Origin of the sequence: Streptomyces sp. NPDC090119 (assembly GCF_044747085.1) — a bacterium.
In the GTDB taxonomy this organism is placed as follows: domain Bacteria; phylum Actinomycetota; class Actinomycetes; order Streptomycetales; family Streptomycetaceae; genus Streptomyces.
Window position 1 is genome coordinate 1,008,089 of record NZ_JBIVDK010000002.1, and the last position, 17,294, is coordinate 1,025,382.

A 17,294-nucleotide genomic window follows, 5' to 3' on the forward strand; every position below is an offset into this window, starting at 1 on the left:
ATTCTCCCCGCCGCTTGCACTTTGGCAACAGCGTTGCGAAAGTAGGAGGCATGACTGGTACACCCCTCCGCGTCGGCCTGATCGGCTACGGCCTCGCCGGCTCCGTCTTCCACGCCCCGCTGATCGCCGCCACGGACGGCCTCGTCCTGGACACGGTCGTCACCTCGAACCCCGAGCGCCAGGAGCAGGCGCGCGCCGAGTTCCCGGACGTCCGCGTCGCCGCCACGCCCGAGGAGCTGCTCGAGCGCGCCGGTGAGCTGGACCTGGTCGTCATCGCGTCCCCGAACAAGACGCACGTCCCGCTCGCCACCGCCGCGATCAAGGCGGGTCTGCCGGTCGTCGTGGACAAGCCGATCTCCGGCACCGCCGCCGAGGCCCGCGAGCTGGCCGCCCTCGCCGACGAGCACGGGGTGCTGCTCTCCGTCTTCCAGAACCGCCGCTGGGACAACGACTTCCTCACCCTGCGCAAGCTGGTGGCCGACGGGGACCTGGGCGACGTCTGGCGCTTCGAGTCCCGCTTCGAGCGCTGGCGCCCGCAGCTCAAGGGCGGCTGGCGCGAGTCCGGCGACCCGGCGGAGATCGGCGGTCTGCTCTACGACCTCGGCAGCCATGTCGTCGACCAGGCCCTGGTGCTGTTCGGCCCGGTCACCGAGGTGTACGCCGAGGCGGTCGTCCGCCGGGACGGCGCCGAGACGGACGACGACACCTTCCTCGCCCTGACCCACGCGAGCGGCGTCCGCTCGCACCTCTACGTCTCCGCCGCCACCGCCCAGCTCGGCCCCCGCTTCCGGGTGCTCGGCTCGCGCGCCGGGTTCGTGAAGTACGGCCTGGACCCGCAGGAGGCGGCGCTGCGTGACGGCGACCGCCCCGGCACCGAGGCCGCGTGGGGCGTCGAGGAGGAGTCGCTGTGGGGCCGCCTGGGCGCCGGGGAGTCCCCGGTCACCGGCGGCGGCACCGCCGTCGAGACGCTGCCCGGCGACTACCCCGCCTACTACGCGGCCGTGGCCGCCGCCGTCCGGGGCACCGGCCCCAACCCGGTGACCGCGCTGGAGGCCGCCGAGACCCTCGACGTACTCGAGGCGGCCCGCCGCTCCGCCCGCGACAAGGTGACGGTGACCCTCTGATGGCACAGCAGCAGAACGCTCCGAGCGTGGCGGACCTGGAGGCGCAGGAACAGCGCCTGGTCTTCCGTACCTTCACGCACGACGACGCCTGGGCACTGGGCTCCCTCCTGGTCGAGCTGGGCCGGGAGCGGCAGGCGCCGATCGCCGTCGACATCCACCGCTCCGGCCAGCAGCTCTTCCACGCGGCGCTGCCCGGCTCGACCCCGGACAACGACGCCTGGATCGCCCGTAAGCGCCGGGTCGTGGAGCGCTACGGCTCCGCCTCCTACCTGGTCGGCTCGCGCTTCCGCGCCAAGGGCACCACCTTCGAGGACTCGTCCCGGCTGGACCCCGACCGCTACGCGGCGCACGGCGGCTCCTTCCCGATCACCGTGGCGGGCGTGGGTGTCGTCGGGTCGGTGACCGTCTCCGGTCTGCCGCAGATCGAGGACCACCGCCTGGTGGTCGAGGCCCTGGAGCGGTTCCTCGGCGAGTGATCCGTAGCGCGGGACTACCGCGCGGCTCCCTCCGGTTGGCCCTGTCGTGCACGACGATCGACGGCACGACACCCAGCCGGAGGGAACCATCCGATGAGCGACGCGACGAGCAGGAGCATCTCCAAGGCCCGGATCGGCCGGTACGGCATCTGGAGCGTGGGCCTGCGCGACGAGGACCCGGCCCGGCGCGGCGAGATCGGTGAGGCGGCGGCCGAACTCCAGGAGCTCGGCTACGGCACCGCGTGGCTCGGCGGCTCCAGCGCCCCCGTCAACGCGCTGCCGCTGCTGGAGACGACGGACCGGCTGATCGTCGGCACCAGCATCCAGAGCATCTGGCAGTACGACGCCAAGGCCAGCTCGGCCGGTTACTTCGAGGTCGACGCCCTTCACCCCGGCCGCTTCCTCCTCGGCCTCGGCATGAGCCACGCCAAGCTGGCCGAGCAGTACAACCGCCCCTTCACCGCGCTCGTCTCGTACCTCTACCAGCTCGACGGCGCCGGTGTGCCGCCCGAGCGCCGGGTGCTGGCGGCGCTCGGCCCGAAGGCCCTGATGCTCTCCACCGACCGGGCCCTCGGCTCGATCCCGTACCTCACCACCGTCGAACACACCGCAGAGGCCCGCGAGATGATGGGCGAGGAGCCCCTGCTGGCCCCCGAGCTGGGCGTCGTGCTGGAGACGGACCCGGCCCGCGCCCGCGCGCTGGCCCGCGAACACCTGGCCATGTACCTCACGCTCCCCAACTACACCAAGAGCTTCCTGCGCATCGGCTTCACTGAGGACGATCTGCGCGACGGCGGCAGCGACCGGCTGATCGACGCGCTGTATGCCTGGGGCGACGACGACCGCATCCGGGACATGGTGAACTCCTTCCTCGCCGCGGGCGCCGACCATGTCGCCCTCCAGGTCGTGCACGAGGGCTCCCCGAATGACCTGCCCCGCGCGGCCTGGCGGAAGCTGGCGGGCATTCTCTTCTGACCGTCCCTGCGCTCATGTCAGCATCGCCCGCTCCGCCGCGCTCCAGGTGGTGCTGGTGACGACGTAGAGCGCGGCGGCCAGCGGGACGACGGCGACGGTCACCAGGGTGAGGAAGGACAGGAACGGGGCCACCTTGCCGACCGCGCCGAGCCCCGGCACGGTGTCGCCCGCGGGTACGGGGTTCTCGGCCGCCGTCCGCCGGGCCCGCCGGTAGTTGACGGTGGCGACGGCCGCGACGACGGCGAAGAGGACCAGGTAGACCAGCCCGGCCCCGCCGGACATCCCGGTGTTCAGGGTGTCGGCCCAGTGGCCGTCGAGGGGCGCGGTGAGCAGGTCGTGGCCGAGCAGGGTGTTGGGTCCGTCGCCGATCGTGGGGCTGGAGAAGAGGTGGTAGAGCAGGAAGAACGCGGGGAGTTGGAGCAGGCCGGGCAGCAGGCCGGAGAACGGGGACACCTTCGCCTCGGTGTGCAGCTCCAGCACCGCCCGCTGGAGCCGCTCGGGATCGCGGGCGTGCCTCTTGCGCAGCTCGGCGATCCTCGGCTGGAGCGCGGCGCGGGCCCGCTGGCCCCGGGCGGCGGCGCGGGCGAGGGGATGGGCGGCCAGTCGTACCAGCGCGGTGAACAGGACGATCGCGGCGGCGGTCGCGGAGGCGTGGAAGAACGGCTGGAGCAGGTCGGCGAGTTGCTCGACCAGGCGGGCGAAGACGGACATGGGTGGCCCTCCGAACGGGGTGGCGTCGTGCCGGATGCGGAATACGGCCGGGAACGGCCGACGGCAGGACGACCCGCGCGGGCGGGGCGGAGGAAGAGTGGTGCGGGGCGGGGAGCCGGAGCTCGCCGCGCGGGCCCTACGCGCAGGTCGTCGACAGGACCCTGCCGGGCGCCCGTGGCCTGCGCCGCCCCCTCGCGTCGGGGTCGCGCTGCGCCAGGAACGCCGTGCGGCGGGCCCGGTCGCGTATCGCGGTACGGACGCGCGTCGGCGGGACGGCGGGGACGCGGCGGGCGGTGAGCATCGAGCAGAGGACGAGGGCGGTGCCCGCGGCGGTGGTCGCGGCGAGGGCGACGGCGGTGGTGAGACCGCCCGACCCGAGCAGCGCGGCCTGGAGCACCAGCAGCTGGACGAGGGCGAACAGCGGCAGCAGGGCGCGCACGACGACGGAACGACCACTCGTCACGACGGCACCCCCCCCTACGCTCCCCGACCCCATGACCACAGGCTGTACAGGCCCGTTCACCCCGTACAACGCGCGCGGGCCGCGGCCCGGTTCCCGATCTTCGCCGGGAGTTGGGGAAATCTCCTCGTCGGGCGCCCTCCTCGGCTGTCACCCCTCGGCAGTACGGTGTCATCCATGCGCCCCGACACCGCTGCCGAGAACGTCGACCACACCGCCGAAGCGGCACGCCTGGAGCGGACCGCCGGCCTGTACCCCGAGGACGCGGAGGCCCTGCTGCTGCGCGCCGCGGCCCACCTCGAACTGTCCGGCGCCCGCCCCGCGGCGACCGCGCTCTACGACCGCCTGCTGTCCTCCGCGGGCCCGCTGGAGCATCCGCAGCTCGTCCGCGCCCTGAAGGCGGCCAACCTGTGGGAGTACGGCCACGAGGCCGAGGCCCGCGCGATCATCGACGGCATCCGCGTCACCGCTCCGCGGGAGGCGGCGCCCTGGGTGATCGTCGCGGAGGCGCTGGAGTCGCACGACGAACTCCAGGCGGCGCACGAGACGTTCCACGAGGGCGCGGTGCTGCTCCTGACGGACGTGCCGGAGCCTCCGTACGCCACGCACCCCCTGCTCTTCGGCCGCCACCGCGTCCGCCGCATGCTGGGCCTGCCGCACGACACCTGGGACGCCCTCGCCGACACCCTGCACACCTCCCCGGTCTCCCTGGACGAACTCCACGACCCCAAGCGGGTCTGGTCCCTCGGCTCGGAGAACCCCGCGGAACTGGAGGCCGAACTCTCCCGCCTCCGCGCCGAACTCACCACGGCTCGCGAGGCGTTGTCCCGCCCGTACCCGGTGGCGGTCCTGCACTGGCCGTCCACGGAACTGACGGAACTCGTGGCGGCGTACCCGACCCTGTCCGACGAGTACCCCTCCCACTCCGGCCACCTCGCGACCATAGAGACCTCCCTCACCGAACTCGCCACCTCCGGCACCCCCAACCTCGGCATCGTCACGGGCACCGTCCCCTCCTACGAAGCCTTCGCCGCCTCCGAGGGCACGTCCCCGGCGGACCCCGCGCTGCTTCCCCAGTACGCGACGACTCTGGCGGCGCGGGGACTGGCAGTGGCCTGGCCGCCGCAGCGGGGGGCGGGGTGTTGGTGCGCGAGCGGGCGGGAGTACGGGGAGTGCCATGGGGCGGCGGAGCCGCCGGCCGCGATCTGAACTCCCCCCTCACGCCACTCCTCCACCAGTCGCTCACATATGCGTCACATATGATCGGTTGACTTGGCACGCCCGCATGCGATCTGGGCGTGTCCCGGCCCGCGAGGAACACCTGCATGCCCTTCCAGCCCACCACCGACTGGCAGTTCGACGTACCCACGGACGGGAGCAAGCGGCTCCCGCCCGCGGCCCGGTCGTTCGAATCGCTCTCGCACCAGGGCTACGGCTTCGAGGCTGCCATCGCCGACCTGATCGACAACTCGATCGACGCGGGGGCCGCCAACGTCGTCGTGAGCTTCCTCAGGGACACCGGTGAGCGGGGAGGCCGCGATCGACTCGTCGGTCTGCTCATCATCGACGACGGCCGGGGCATGGACGAAGAGGGCCTGGACACGGCGATGACCGTCGGTGGCCGTGAGGAGTACGCCGCCGGGGCACTGGGGCACTTCGGCGCGGGCCTGAAGGCCGCCTCCCTCTCCCACGCGGACTCCCTCACCGTGATCAGCCGGACCAAGCGCAGCCCGTCGGCGGGCCGCCGATGGCTCACCGCCCGCGCACAGGCCGACTTCACCTGCGACATCGTCGACGCGACGTACTGCCAGAGCCTGGTGGACCGTTACGACGGCGTCATCGGCTGGCACGGCACGATCGTGCGATGGGACCAGGTACGCGCCTTCGAGACCATCACCGACGGCCAGACGGACCGCTACCTCGACGACGCGATCGAGCGCCTGGAAACCCATCTCGGCCTCTACCTGCACCGTTTCCTCGCCCGTGACGGCTTCCACATCGACATCGTCGTCGAGGACGTCCACACCCGCGAGGAGTTGGACCATCGCGGCGTGGAGCCGATCGATCCCTTCGGCTACCGGGTACCGGGCCGGGCCGGGTACCCACGGACGTACGTGGCGCCCGTCGAGGGCGTCGGCGAGGTCGAACTCACCGCACACATATGGCCGCCGAAGTCGCCGCTGGTCGCCTACCGCGGCATCGGACCGCTCGCCGAACGCCAGGGCTTCTACCTCTACCGCAACGACCGTCTGGTCCAGGCCGGCGGCTGGAACGACACTCGGACCCCGGAGGGCCATCTCGCCCTCGCCCGTGTCGCCATCGACCTGCCCACCGAGCGCAACGACGTGTTCGCCCTGACCGTCAAGAAGGACGGTGTCCAGGTCACACCGGCCTTCGCCCGAGGGCTGGAGCGGGCGGTGTTCCCGGAGACCGGCCACGCCTTCACCGAATACGTCCACGAGGCCGAGACCACCTACCGGGAGGCCGCCAAGCGCCGGACCGAGGTCAGGCGCACCGCCGTCATCCCGCCCGGCAAGGGCATGGACCCCAAGCTGAAGCGGACACTGCGGGACGAGCTGCCGCAGTTGGAAGGTGACGATCCCATCACCTTCACCTGGGCCAGGCTCGACGTGCCGCCCGGCGTCGACCCGGCCGAACTGCTGTTCACGATCGACCACAAGGAGCGCCTGGTCGTCCTCAACAAGGACTACCGGCACGCCTTCAACGGCGGCCGACGTGGCGGCTCCAACGACGCCCCGGTCCTGAAGAGCCTTCTCTATCTGATGCTCAACGAGATCTTCCAGAAGGAACGGGTCTGGGCCAACCAGACGGACAGGGTCGCCTTGTGGAACAGCGTCCTCGTGTCCGCGGTCAGGGCGGAACTCGGCCGCGCCGAGAACTAGTCCGCCTGCCCACCGCACCTGCCCGCACGACCGGAGAGGCCGACCCCACCACCGTGACCGCCGAGACCACCCCCGTCGTCGACCATCTCGCCACCCTGCACGGTGAGGTGCTCGACGCGATGAGCCGCCGTGGGCCCAAGCACTTCGCCAAGCTCGCCTTCGTGCTGTCCGATGCCGACGAGCCCGCGGACACGGACATGACCCACTTCCGTGACCGTGTCCTGACAGCGGGAGCGGGGGACGAGCTGCTGGCCCTGTGGCGACGCAAGCTCACGGCGTGGGACTTCGAACAGTCCCCCACGTGGTCGGCCACCGCGCCTCGCACCGTGGAGCGGCGCGTCGAGGTCTACGACAAGCTCGCGTTCGGCGCGGACCTGCGCAAGGCCCTGGACGCGGCGGTCGCGGTCCACGCCGAGCCGGGCCCCGTGACCATCAGTGGGAAGTTCGAGCCCTGGTACACCCGCGAGCAGGCCGCGAACCGCTCCTTCTACTGGACCTCGTACGAGCGCCTGTTGCGTCGCAAGGGCTGGAGCGACGCGGCGGTCTCCGGTCTGGACGAGTCCGCCCACGCGGTCGTGGAACGCCTCGCCGATCCCACCCGGAAGGAGCCCTACGGCGCGCGGGGACTCGTCGTCGGCTACGTGCAGTCCGGCAAGACCGCCAACTTCACCGGCGTCACCGCCAAGGCCGTGGACGCGGGCTACCGTCTCGTCATCGTGCTGGGCGGCACCCTGAACCTGCTGCGCGACCAGACCCAGCGCCGGCTCGACATGGAACTGATCGGCCAGGAGAACATCCTGGGCGCCGCCGACCCGGACGACCCGGACGCCCTGATCGACATCGACTACCAGGACGACGAGGACTGGCCGGCGAAGTTCGTCTCCTTCGGCGCCCGACCCTCCCTGCTGGGTGCCTTCGACATCGAGCGCCTCACCTCTCGCGACCGTGACTACATGGCGCTGGAGAACGGCATCAGCGCCCTGGAGTTCAAGAGGTCCGACCACACCCGCCCCTTCCACGACCCGGCGAACCTGCACACGGCTCCCGCCCGTGTCCTGGTCGTGAAGAAGAACAAGTCGGTGCTGGAGAAGCTGGTCAAGGACCTCAAGAAGATCGGGCCGATCCTCGGCGAGATCCCGGCCCTGATCATCGACGACGAGTCGGACCAGGCATCGGTGAACACGACCGACCCGAAGAAGTGGGAGGCGGGCACCGTCACCCGCACCGCCATCAACGGTCGGATCAGCAAGCTGCTAGAGCTCCTGCCGCGCGCCCAGTACGTCGGCTACACGGCGACCCCGTTCGCCAACGTGTTCATCGACCCCGGGGACGAGGAGGACCTCTTCCCCCGCGACTTCCTCATCTCCCTCCCCCGCCCCACCGGTTACATGGGCGTGCAGGACTTCCACGACCTGGACGTCGTCGACGGCGACGCGGAGGAGAAGCACGTCCGCGGCATCGACGACGGCTCCGGCGACCGTCTCCGGGAGGCGCTGGACTCCTTCGTCCTCGCGGGTGCCCTGAAGCTCTACCGTGCCGATCACGGCGTCCCCGACGGGCCGTTCCGGCACCACACGATGCTCGTGCACGAGTCGGTCCGCATGGCGGAGCACGCCGCGCTCGCCGGGCGCATCGAGACCATGTGGCGCACCGCCGCCTACACCGGCCCGGAGGGACACGCCCGTCTGGCGACCGTGTTCGAGGAGGACTTCCGCCGGCACGCGGACGACGCGCTTCCCACCCCCGCGACGTACGCGGAACTCAAACCGTACGTCCACGGGGCCCGCAGGCTGATCAACCAGGGCGGCGGCCCCGTCCTGGTCGTCAACGGCGAGAGCGAGAGCGACTACGCCCAGGCCGCCCTGGACTTCGACCGCACGCCGAACGTGTGGAAGATCCTCGTCGGCGGCACCAAACTGTCCCGCGGCTTCACGGTCGAGGGCCTGACCGTCTCGTACTACCGCCGCACGACACAGCAGGCGGACACCCTGATGCAGATGGGCCGCTGGTTCGGCTTCCGGCCGGGCTACCGGGACCTCGTGCGCCTGTACATCGGCCGTGCCGAGCAACTCGGCAAGGGCGCCAACGCCAAGACCGTCGACCTGTACGAGGCCTTCGAGGCGATCTGCCGCGACGAGGAGATCTTCCGTGCCGAGCTGACCCGCTACGCCCCGCTGGTGGACGGTCTCCCGCAGGTGACACCGGCCCGGATCCCGCCACTGGTGGCCCAGCATCTGCCGTGGGTGAAGCCGTCCGCCCGCAACAAGATGTTCAACGCGGAGCTGGTGGAGGTCCGGTCGCCGGGCACATGGGTGGAACCGACTGCCTACCCGGACACCCCGGGCGACCTGGCGCACAACGCCGAGTGCTGGGAACCGGTGCTCGCCGCCCTGGGCAGCGACCCGGTGCGACTGTCGGCCGGAGGTGGAGCCGAGTACGAGGCGCGCGTGGGCACGGTGTCGCACCAGACGCTGACCGGTGTGCTGTGCGACCTGCGCTGGTCGACCCCGAGCCAGTTCTCCCCGCACCTGGAGTTCCTGCTGGCAGCGGAGGGCGGGCCGCTCGCGATCGACGACTGGGTCGTGATCGCCCCGTCGCAGACCTCGGCGAAGCGCGTGGAGGCGAGTCTCCTGGGGTACGGCCCGCTCACGCCGGCCCGTCGTACTCGACGACGCGGGTCCCTCTTCGGCGCGATCAGCGAACCCAAGCACCGGGCCGCCGCCCTGCGGATCGCGGGCGCCATGGAGACGCCGGGGAACGCGTCCGTCGAGCAGCTCGCCCGTCCCCGTCGAGGAGCGCTCCTGCTCTACCCGGTCGTGGAGTCGGAGCCCCGCCTCTCGCCCGACGGCGCCCTGGCAGCCGGTGAGGTCGTGATGGCGTTCTCCTTCGTCGCACCGCCGTCGTCGGTGGGGGCCGGGCGCGCCCTGGTCCGGTTCCGGACGAAGGACTCGGGCCGAGAGAACGCGATCGTCATCGACCGGGACGACACGAACATCTGAGGCGCGACACCATTGGACGACGTGAGGCCCTTCTCCCCCGCCGTGTCGGCACGCATGTCGCGCCAGGCCAGCAAGGACACGAAGCCCGAACTGGCCGTGCGACGTCTGCTGCACGCGGCCGGCCTGCGCTACCGCCTGGAATATCCGGTGCCGGGCATGGCCCGTCGGCGCATCGACGTGGCGTTCACCCGGGCCAAGGTGGCCGTCCTGATCGACGGGTGCTTCTGGCACGGGTGCCCGGTACACGCGACGCACCCGAAGGCCAACGCCGAGTGGTGGCGCCAGAAGCTCGACCGGAACATGGCCCGCGATCTGGAGACGACGAACCATCTGATCGCACAGGGGTGGACGGTACTGCGTTTCTGGGAGCATGAGGCTCCCGCGGAAGTGGCGGTGCGGGTGCAGGCGGCGGTGGAACAACGCCTGGCGGAGCGGGCCCGAAGGGGGAGACAGTGGGAAGTCTGACGTTCGTCGACGTGTGCTCCGGAGCGGGCGGCCTGGCGCTCGGGCTGGAGCAGGCGGGATTCGAACCGCGCCTGTTGCTGGACGACGACGAGCTCGCCGTGACGACCCTGCGGAGCAACCGGCCGCTGTGGAACGTACTGACGGCGGATCTGCTGGATTTCGACCCGGCCGAGCATCCGGTGAGTCACGACGTGGATCTCCTCGCCGCCGGCCTTCCTCGGGTGAGGTCCAGTGCGACCGCCCGACGAGTGGCCACCGGCTCGGAGGAACGGCTCCTGGAAGCGGCCGTGTATCTCGTCCACGCGATCAGGCCGCGCGCGGTGCTGATCGAGAACGTCCCCGAGCTGATCCACTCGGACGCTCACCAGCGCTTCCGCGACTTCGTGCATTCCGAGCTGGATCACCTGGGATACGCGTTGACCTGGTTCGTCATGAACGCCGTCGACTTCGGTGTCCCCCAGAGCCGGAAGCACGGCGTGCTGGTGGCCGTACGGCAGGAGTGGGCCGCGGCCTTCCGACCGCCGGTACCGACGGTCGAGGAACCCGTGACCGTCGGTACCGCGCTGGGGTCGTCCATGGCCGTACGCGGCTGGGCGGACGCCGACCGCTGGGCCGCCGGAGCGGACCGGCCCGCTCCGACCCTGGTCGGCGGCTCGAAGAACCGGGGCGGCGCCGACCTCGGACCCACCAGAGCCAAACAGAAATGGGCGACGATGGGTGTCAACGCTCATACCGTGGGTGATCGGGTCCCCGGTCCGGACTTCGTCTGGGCCCCGGAACTCGGCAGGGACAACATGGTGAAGCTCACGGTCGAGCAGGCCGCGATGTTGCAGGGTTTCCCCACCACCTGGCGGATCAGCGGGCGCAAGACGGCTCGCTACCGCCAGGTCGGCCACGCGACCCCACCACCCGTGGGGAGGGCACTGGGGCGAGCCGTCGCCAAGGCGCTGAACGGTGATCCGGCACCCCACGCGGCCGGCTAGACTTCACCCTCATGACCAGCACGGCGCCCTACCAGCACATCCTCGACAGACCGTTCGTCCTGGATCTGTTCGCGGGCCCCGGAGGACTGGACGTGGCGGCGCACGCCCTGGACATCCCCAGCCTCGGCATCGAGTGGGACAAGAGTGCCTGCCTGACCCGGTACGCGGCGGGGCTGGACACGCTCCACGCCGACGTGAGCGCGTTCCGCCGGGAGAGCTTCGAGTCGCTGCCGCCGGAGATCAACGTCCTCGCCGGGGGTCCTCCGTGCCAGACCTACTCGGTGGCCGGGCACGGCGCCGGCCGTGCGGCCCTGGACGAGGTCACGCGGTACATCGACGAACTCGTGGCGGGCGCGTCCGACGAGAAGATCGACGCCGAGCTGGCGAGGTTCAGCGACGATCCGCGTACCGGCCTGATCCTGGAGCCCCTTCGCTATGCCATCCGGGCGACCCGGAGTCCGAACCGGGACAACCGCCCTTACGACGTCATCGTCCTGGAACAGGTGCCCACGGTCGCCCCGGTCTGGACGCGCTACGCCGAGGCGCTGAGGGACAAGGGGCTGCCCGACGGGACGAAGTACGAGGTCACCTTCGACGTCCTCGCCACCGAGATGTACGGGGTACCTCAGACCCGATCACGTGCGGTGCTGATCGCCCGGCGGGTGGGGCTCGGTCGTCCTTCACTGCCGTCGGCGACACACCGCGCCTACGTGCCCAAGGAATGGAACCGGAGGGCCGCCTCGACCGGCGCCGAGGTCCACCAGGCCAGCCTGGACGACGCCGACGGATCGACACCCGAGCGGCGTCGGCAAGACGCGGACGGGCACCGGGAACCGTGGCGTTCGATGGCCGACGTGCTGCGCGAGCCGGTGGGCACTCATCCCGGCCGCCCGGCGCCCTTCCTGGTCCGCTCGAACTACGGCAGCTCCGGAGTACCGGGACGCCGCGGCGTGCGCACCGACCAGCAGCCCGCCGCCACCGTCACCGGGCGGATCTCCCGCTTCGTGGTCTTCGAGCACCTGAACGAGAAAGTCGTGCACGAGGGCGCGCGTTTCAGCATGAACGAGGCGGGGATGCTGCAGAGCTTCCCACCGGACTACCCCTGGTCGGGCACGGCGCAGGCACAGCAGGTGGGCAATGCCGTGCCTCCCGCGTTCGGCATGCACCTCCTCTGCGCGGCGCTCGGTCTTCCCGTGCCCGACACCGAGGCCCTGAGGAGACCGTGGTCCGCCGCCACGGAGGAACAGCGGGCCAAGCTGCGGAGTCACGGCTGCGGGGACCCGGACGCGTGCACGGACAGATGTCCACGCGCCCAGGACCAGGTTCCGCCGCCCTCCTCGCGCCCGCGCAGGACGGCCTCGGCGAAGCAGTAGGTCGGTCAGCGCATGTCCCGGCCCCTGACGGGCGCGCTCTCGAAGAGTTCCGCGAAGTACTCGGTGAGCGCGGCCACGGATTCCTCCGGCACGGGAGCCTCGTCCGGCCCTTGCGGCAGTCCGCGCCGCGCGACCGGTGGTGCGGAGGCCGCGCCCGCGATCCAGTCCCGCAACGGGGCGGGATCTCGGGGTTCGTCCGGCGCCAGGACGTCGTAGACGAGCGTCGCACCGGCCGCGTTGATCGCCGTGCTCAGACCGTTGATCTCCCTGCCGTTGGTGACCCGGCCGTTCTTCAGGAGACGGACCATGGCCTGGGCGGTGGGACGGTGGTCGATCAGTTCGAGCCGGAGAACCGTGTGGACGAGGTCCTGGTTGCCGCAGGCGACCTCGACGGGCTCGTAGTCCGGTCCGTTCCGGAAGAGCTCGGCCGCCCACCACAGACGGGAGAAGCACTGCCGGTCGCCGGGACCGCGGAAGCGCTCCGCGGCGATGCGAGGCACCGGCTTCTTCGCCGTCGGCTCCGGCAGATGGCGCCAGGCGACGTAGTCGGGGGCGACGGCTACGGCGAGGTGGTTCCACAGACGCCTGTCCGCCGCCTCGCGTCGGGACAGACGCAGCGTGGCGTGGAGCCGGGGAGCGAGCCAGGCGTCGGCACGGGTGCGGTCATCCCGGAACTCGAACATGGCGTCTTCCACCAGAGCCCGCATCGGCTCGACCGACCATCTGGCGTCGTCCTCGGGGAGCGGCTCGACGACCTTGGCGAGATCGATGCCGGCGTGCACCTGTTCGGCCTTGAGCAGCTCTTCCGTGAGGAACGGCTCGGCGGCCGAGGCGGCCAGCAACGCCAAGCGCTCGGGCACGTGGTTCGGTCTGGTGATCACGCGTCACTCCCACGGTTCAGCTGTTCCAGGCCGCGGATGGCGTAGCCGAGCGCCTTGGCGGCGTCGGCACGGCGGACCGCCGCGTAGTGGATGCGGGTCTGCAGCTCCACCCAGCCCGATTCGCCGGTGCGCCGGCGGTGGACCTCTCGCAGCGCCTGCTCCACATGCGCACCGGGGACCACGTCGGGGAGCATCTCCCGGAGCACCTCTCCCTTCCAGTCGGTCGGGAAGACCGGGCCGCCACCGGGCTCCACCTCCAGATCGCCGATGGCCGCGTGGAAGACGGCGGTCCAGGCATCGGTCGACATCTGCGCGACCAGGAGGTCTCGCACCTTGCCCTCCACGCCGGAGCCACCGCTGTCCAGCAGCCCCATGACCCCCTCGACGTCGGTGTTCACGAACACGGTGGGAACGCGGGCCGAGGTGTCCACGATCCAGGGAGCGTCCGTGTAGGCGTGCAGCCACTCCCTGGAGGTCTTGCTGAACGAAGCCCTCTGGACGTCCAACTGGAGCCCACGAACCGGTTCGTCGGAGACCGTGTCGATGATCCAGCTCCGGTCGGTCTCCGTGATGGCGCGGCCCCGTACGCCGTCCACGGTCGCGACGGCGTGCACGGCGAGGGACGCGCGCCCCATGTGATCGTCCCGGTGCACCTCCAGGGATCCTGACCAGTCCCGGCCGTCGTCCCTGTCCTGCTTCAACCGCACCGTGGTGCGCTTGTTGGTCTCGCCGTCGGTCAGCACGGCCAGGACCTGCAGATCGGACCAGGCCGCGTCCGGTGCGTCCACTCCGGGCGGCAGAGTCGCGGACAGTCCGACGGTGGCGGTCACCCAGTCGGTGTGGCCCGCGCTGCCGAGCGCCACGGCCTGCTGCTGGGTCGAGTACGCGGAGGTCTCCAACTGGTCACGGGTACCGTCGGGAAGCTTCAGCGACGCCGAGGTCACCCTGAGCGCGACCGGCCGCTTGAGCCGCTTGTACGGGTAGATCCTCACGCGTCATTCCCCCTTGTCCGCGCGGAGTTCGACGACCAGGCTGGTGAGCGCGGTCCTGACCGGATGGCTGGTGACATCGGTCGCCCCATGGAACCTCGCTCGACGAGCGCCCGGCGCGAACCGCAGGACTCCGTCCTCAACCTCGCAGCCCTCGACGGCCACGAGCTCGGCCCAGTCCAGCCGCGGACGACCTCCCGAGCGCACGTCCAACAGCGCGACCGGCACCATCGGGGTGATCTCGTCCCCCCGGGGAATGCTCACCTCCGCGGCGATCCGCCACTCGCCGCCCTCTCCGACGGTCGCCTCGATGTCGTCGAGAACCGGAGCCACCGGCCCGGAAGGCACCTTGGCCTTGGGCCTCGTCTTCACGGTGAGAGCTTTGCGCAGCGCCTCTCCCCCGGCTCGATCGCCGCGCTTCGGGCGTGCGACAAGTTCCTTGACCGTCTTGTTGACCTCGGTGGTCAACGAGTTGATCCGGCGGTATGCGGAAGGGGACCACCGCAGGGACAACTCCTCCGTCTGTCCCCAGCGGTCGTGCTCGGGCGGCTCGGCCGCGCGCAGGAACTCCTCCGCCTCCCTCGCGAAGGGGGCCGACTCCCCGGCGGCCTCGCCCGCCAGGAGCACGGCCTGGAACGGATTGGTACCGACCGGCAGGTTCGGCACGGTCGTGTTCTTGACCGTCATGCGATTGCCACGCAACGAGTGGACCTGGTTCTTGAGCCCGTCCTTGTCCTCGGCCTCGGTGATCAGCAGGATCGCTTCGTGCGTGCCGAGAGTCCCCCGCGCACCTCCGGAGAGCGGCAGTCTCAGCGGGACGCCACGAGCCGCCACCTGCCCCGCCTCGGTCAGCCGATCGACGGTGGCACCCTCGAAGTGCGCCCGCAGCGCGCGGGTCCGGGACGGCTGCATGTCGGACGGGTCGACCTGCTCCTCCGCGACGACCTCGACCCCGTTGCGGAAGGAACGGACGAACACCTCCAACAGGGGTGGCCTGCCGCCGCCCCCGATCATCGCGGCCCAGAAGTCGCGGCTCAACGCCTCGACCAGCCGCCGGTGCATGCGCGCGATGTCACGCGTGTCCTCGTCGCCGTCCTCGTCCACCGCTTCGTCGTCGACGTCCGACCTCTTCTCGTCGAGGCTGGCCACGTCGTGCGCCCCGACGACGAGGAAGGAGGTGCCGGGCTCGTCGTTCTCCCGGGTCAGGTGCAGGCGGTCGACCGTCTCCTCGTCCGCCCACCAGGAACGGGCGACCTGGGCGCCGAGCGAGTCGGGATCGGGGCGCCCGAACCAAGCGGGCCCCGCGTACTGCTGCCCACCCACCTCTCGCCAGGGCAGTTCGAGCCGCCCGATGAGCCGTCGCTCCGTCCGTCCCTCATGCGGCACGGACAGGGTCGAGTTGATGAGGACGAGCCCCAGGGCACTGTTGGCCCACAGGGTCGCCTTGCCCAGACCGTACGAACCACCGGCGCCCTGGGTCGACTTGAGGCTCTCCAGCTGACGCCTCACCACCGCGGCGAACTTACCGTCCGCGTAGTCGTCGCCGACGAGGCCGGAGGCGTTGTAGTCGTCGATCCGCAACAGGACCAGGCGACCCTTCTCGTACATGTCGCGCACACCGGCGTCGACGACCCGGCCGACCTTCTGGTTACCGGCACTCTCCGAGACGGCGGAGTAATGGGGGAAGAGGTCGGTCCAGAGGATCGCCTCACGGAAGGCGTCGAGCTTCTCCCCGGTCAGTTCATGGAGTGTGTAGCGGACCCTGACGGGCCTTCCGTTGTCCACCAGACGTTCGTCGAGACTGTTCTGGCAGGTCTCCCGAGCGAGCACCTGCACGTCCGCGTCGAAGGCGAAAGCCGCGGCATTGCCCAGCTCACGGCCGCCGTCGGGGTGACCGGGGCGGTGGTACCAGGCGATGGGCAGGCCGACCTGGGTGTCCGTGGTGCGGGTGTGCACGGTGCCGACATCCGTGCCGAGTGCCCTGGCGATGTCCGTCATCACGGTCGGGCGTGGGGTGGATCGTCCGGTGACCCAGGCGGAGACAGCGGCGCGGGTCAAATGCAGCTCGTCGGCCAACTCGGCCTGTGTCTTCCCCGCGAGCTTCAGCTGCCGGGCGAGCCAGGGCCCGAATTCCTCGCCTGTCTCCACGTGCCACCTGCTCTTCCCCTCCGGACCGCACGCCGCTCGCGTGTGGCAGATCAGGAGGTTAATTTGACGAATGACAGCGTGTCAAACAACAGTTGACCGCTCTCGACTTCCGGGATGCCGCATCCTTGTGTCCAACATGTCCGGTACGGCATGTTATTCACCTATTCGCAATGTCTTTGCAATCGGAAAAACCAATTCCGCGCCCAGTCACGGGAATGAGGCCTTGCGATTCCACGGCGCGCCCGATAGCGTTCATGATGGCGGAAGTGCCGTCTCGCACACAGGGTCGAATTCGATGCAGTGGGCGACCGGGCGGAGCTCTGTCCATTTACTCGACCCGCGGGTAGTAAGCGCTCACAGGTCGATCCGGAAAGAAAGCTCGAAAGACGCTGGCGGAGCGGACCCTCGTACCGCTAGCTTATTTCACGGGAAAGCTTCTCGTCCGAGAAGTGCGACCCGGTCGTGGGGGATACGCCTGTCCGCATGCGTAACGCGACGCGAAAAGTCGACACTGTGGGGGTGGACCACGCGATGGATGACGAAGACGGCCCTATTGGCCACTTGGCCTCGTTCCGCGAACTGAGCGCATTCAAGCTCGATTTCTACGGACTCAAGAACAAGCATCAGGCACGCGAAACGCTTCAGCGGCACGATATTTCCGTCGCTGATCTCGTCGCCGATGCTCCCGGGCTCGCGAAGTATTTCTGGGACCTGCCCGAAGAACAGGACGACTGACAACATTTTCGCAGTCCACCGAGACCTTCAGCAGCTTTGGCCTGGCTTGGTCCATGCACCGAGAAGCTAATA

General features: G+C 70.3%; 15 protein-coding genes. 10 read left to right on the forward strand and 5 right to left on the reverse strand.

The genetic code is table 11. From position 1 onward, the window contains the following. Nucleotides 1–50: 50 nt before the first annotated feature. From ACIPPM_RS11970 to ACIPPM_RS11980, 3 genes are all read left to right on the forward strand, one after another. Complete coding sequence (locus ACIPPM_RS11970; protein ID WP_393603351.1) at nt 51–1,124, forward strand: Gfo/Idh/MocA family oxidoreductase; 1,074 nt, start codon at nt 51–53, stop codon at nt 1,122–1,124. After that, the gene (locus ACIPPM_RS11975) at nt 1,124–1,600 is read left to right on the forward strand and encodes a heme-degrading domain-containing protein (RefSeq protein WP_401446062.1); all 477 of its coding nucleotides are present in this window, start codon (nt 1,124–1,126) and stop codon (nt 1,598–1,600) included. Before ACIPPM_RS11970 ends, ACIPPM_RS11975 begins: the two co-directional genes overlap by 1 nt. Nucleotides 1,601–1,693: 93 nt before the next feature. Then, entirely contained in the window at nt 1,694–2,575 is an 882-nt protein-coding gene (locus ACIPPM_RS11980; RefSeq protein ID WP_401446064.1) for an LLM class F420-dependent oxidoreductase, read from the forward strand. A gap of 12 nt (nt 2,576–2,587) precedes the next feature. Here ACIPPM_RS11980 and yidC read toward each other — a convergent pair whose 3' ends face one another. After that, entirely contained in the window at nt 2,588–3,286 is a 699-nt protein-coding gene (gene yidC / locus ACIPPM_RS11985; protein ID WP_401446066.1) for a membrane protein insertase YidC, read from the reverse strand. Nucleotides 3,287–3,422: 136 nt separating this feature from the next. Continuing rightward, a complete protein-coding gene (locus ACIPPM_RS11990; protein WP_401446068.1) occupies nt 3,423–3,782 on the reverse strand; it encodes a DUF6412 domain-containing protein in 360 nt (119 codons plus the stop codon). 141 nt (nt 3,783–3,923) lie between these two features. Here ACIPPM_RS11990 and ACIPPM_RS11995 point away from each other — a divergent pair, with 141 nt between their 5' ends. The 6 genes from ACIPPM_RS11995 to ACIPPM_RS12020 all read left to right on the forward strand — a co-directional run bounded on the left by ACIPPM_RS11995 (nt 3,924) and on the right by ACIPPM_RS12020 (nt 12,469). Further along, entirely contained in the window at nt 3,924–4,955 is a 1,032-nt protein-coding gene (locus ACIPPM_RS11995) for an SEC-C domain-containing protein (protein ID WP_401446070.1), read from the forward strand. 116 nt (nt 4,956–5,071) lie between these two features. Continuing rightward, a complete protein-coding gene (locus ACIPPM_RS12000) occupies nt 5,072–6,649 on the forward strand; it encodes an ATP-binding protein (protein WP_401446072.1) in 1,578 nt (525 codons plus the stop codon). Nucleotides 6,650–6,768: 119 nt separating this feature from the next. After that, the gene (locus tag ACIPPM_RS12005; protein WP_401446459.1) at nt 6,769–9,648 is read left to right on the forward strand and encodes a Z1 domain-containing protein; all 2,880 of its coding nucleotides are present in this window, start codon (nt 6,769–6,771) and stop codon (nt 9,646–9,648) included. 54 nt (nt 9,649–9,702) lie between these two features. Then, nucleotides 9,703–10,113 (forward strand): very short patch repair endonuclease, encoded by a 411-nt coding sequence (locus ACIPPM_RS12010; RefSeq protein WP_401446462.1) that lies wholly within the window; start codon nt 9,703–9,705, stop codon nt 10,111–10,113. Then, entirely contained in the window at nt 10,101–11,096 is a 996-nt protein-coding gene (locus ACIPPM_RS12015) for a DNA cytosine methyltransferase (protein WP_401446075.1), read from the forward strand. Before ACIPPM_RS12010 ends, ACIPPM_RS12015 begins: the two co-directional genes overlap by 13 nt. A gap of 11 nt (nt 11,097–11,107) precedes the next feature. Next, on the forward strand, nt 11,108–12,469 hold the full coding sequence (locus ACIPPM_RS12020) for a DNA cytosine methyltransferase (RefSeq protein WP_401446078.1): 1,362 nt from the start codon (nt 11,108–11,110) through the stop codon (nt 12,467–12,469). A 5-nt stretch (nt 12,470–12,474) separates the two neighbouring features. Here the strand turns inward: ACIPPM_RS12020 and ACIPPM_RS12025 are convergent, their stop codons facing one another. From ACIPPM_RS12025 to ACIPPM_RS12035, 3 genes are read right to left on the reverse strand one after another with little or no spacing between them, the layout of a single operon-like run. Then, nucleotides 12,475–13,350: a DUF6339 family protein gene (locus ACIPPM_RS12025; RefSeq protein WP_401446080.1), complete on the reverse strand. Its 876-nt coding sequence runs from the start codon at nt 13,348–13,350 to the stop codon at nt 12,475–12,477. Further along, on the reverse strand, nt 13,347–14,342 hold the full coding sequence (locus ACIPPM_RS12030) for a hypothetical protein (RefSeq protein WP_401446082.1): 996 nt from the start codon (nt 14,340–14,342) through the stop codon (nt 13,347–13,349). The genes ACIPPM_RS12025 and ACIPPM_RS12030 overlap by 4 nt, the downstream gene beginning before the upstream one ends. 3 nt (nt 14,343–14,345) lie before the next feature. Further along, nucleotides 14,346–16,487, reverse strand: coding sequence for a helix-turn-helix transcriptional regulator (locus ACIPPM_RS12035; protein WP_401446085.1), 2,142 nt, complete (start codon nt 16,485–16,487; stop codon nt 14,346–14,348). 519 nt (nt 16,488–17,006) lie between these two features. Here ACIPPM_RS12035 and ACIPPM_RS12040 point away from each other — a divergent pair. Next, entirely contained in the window at nt 17,007–17,222 is a 216-nt protein-coding gene (locus ACIPPM_RS12040; protein ID WP_401446087.1) for a hypothetical protein, read from the forward strand. The last annotated feature ends 72 nt before the right edge of the window (nt 17,223–17,294 follow it).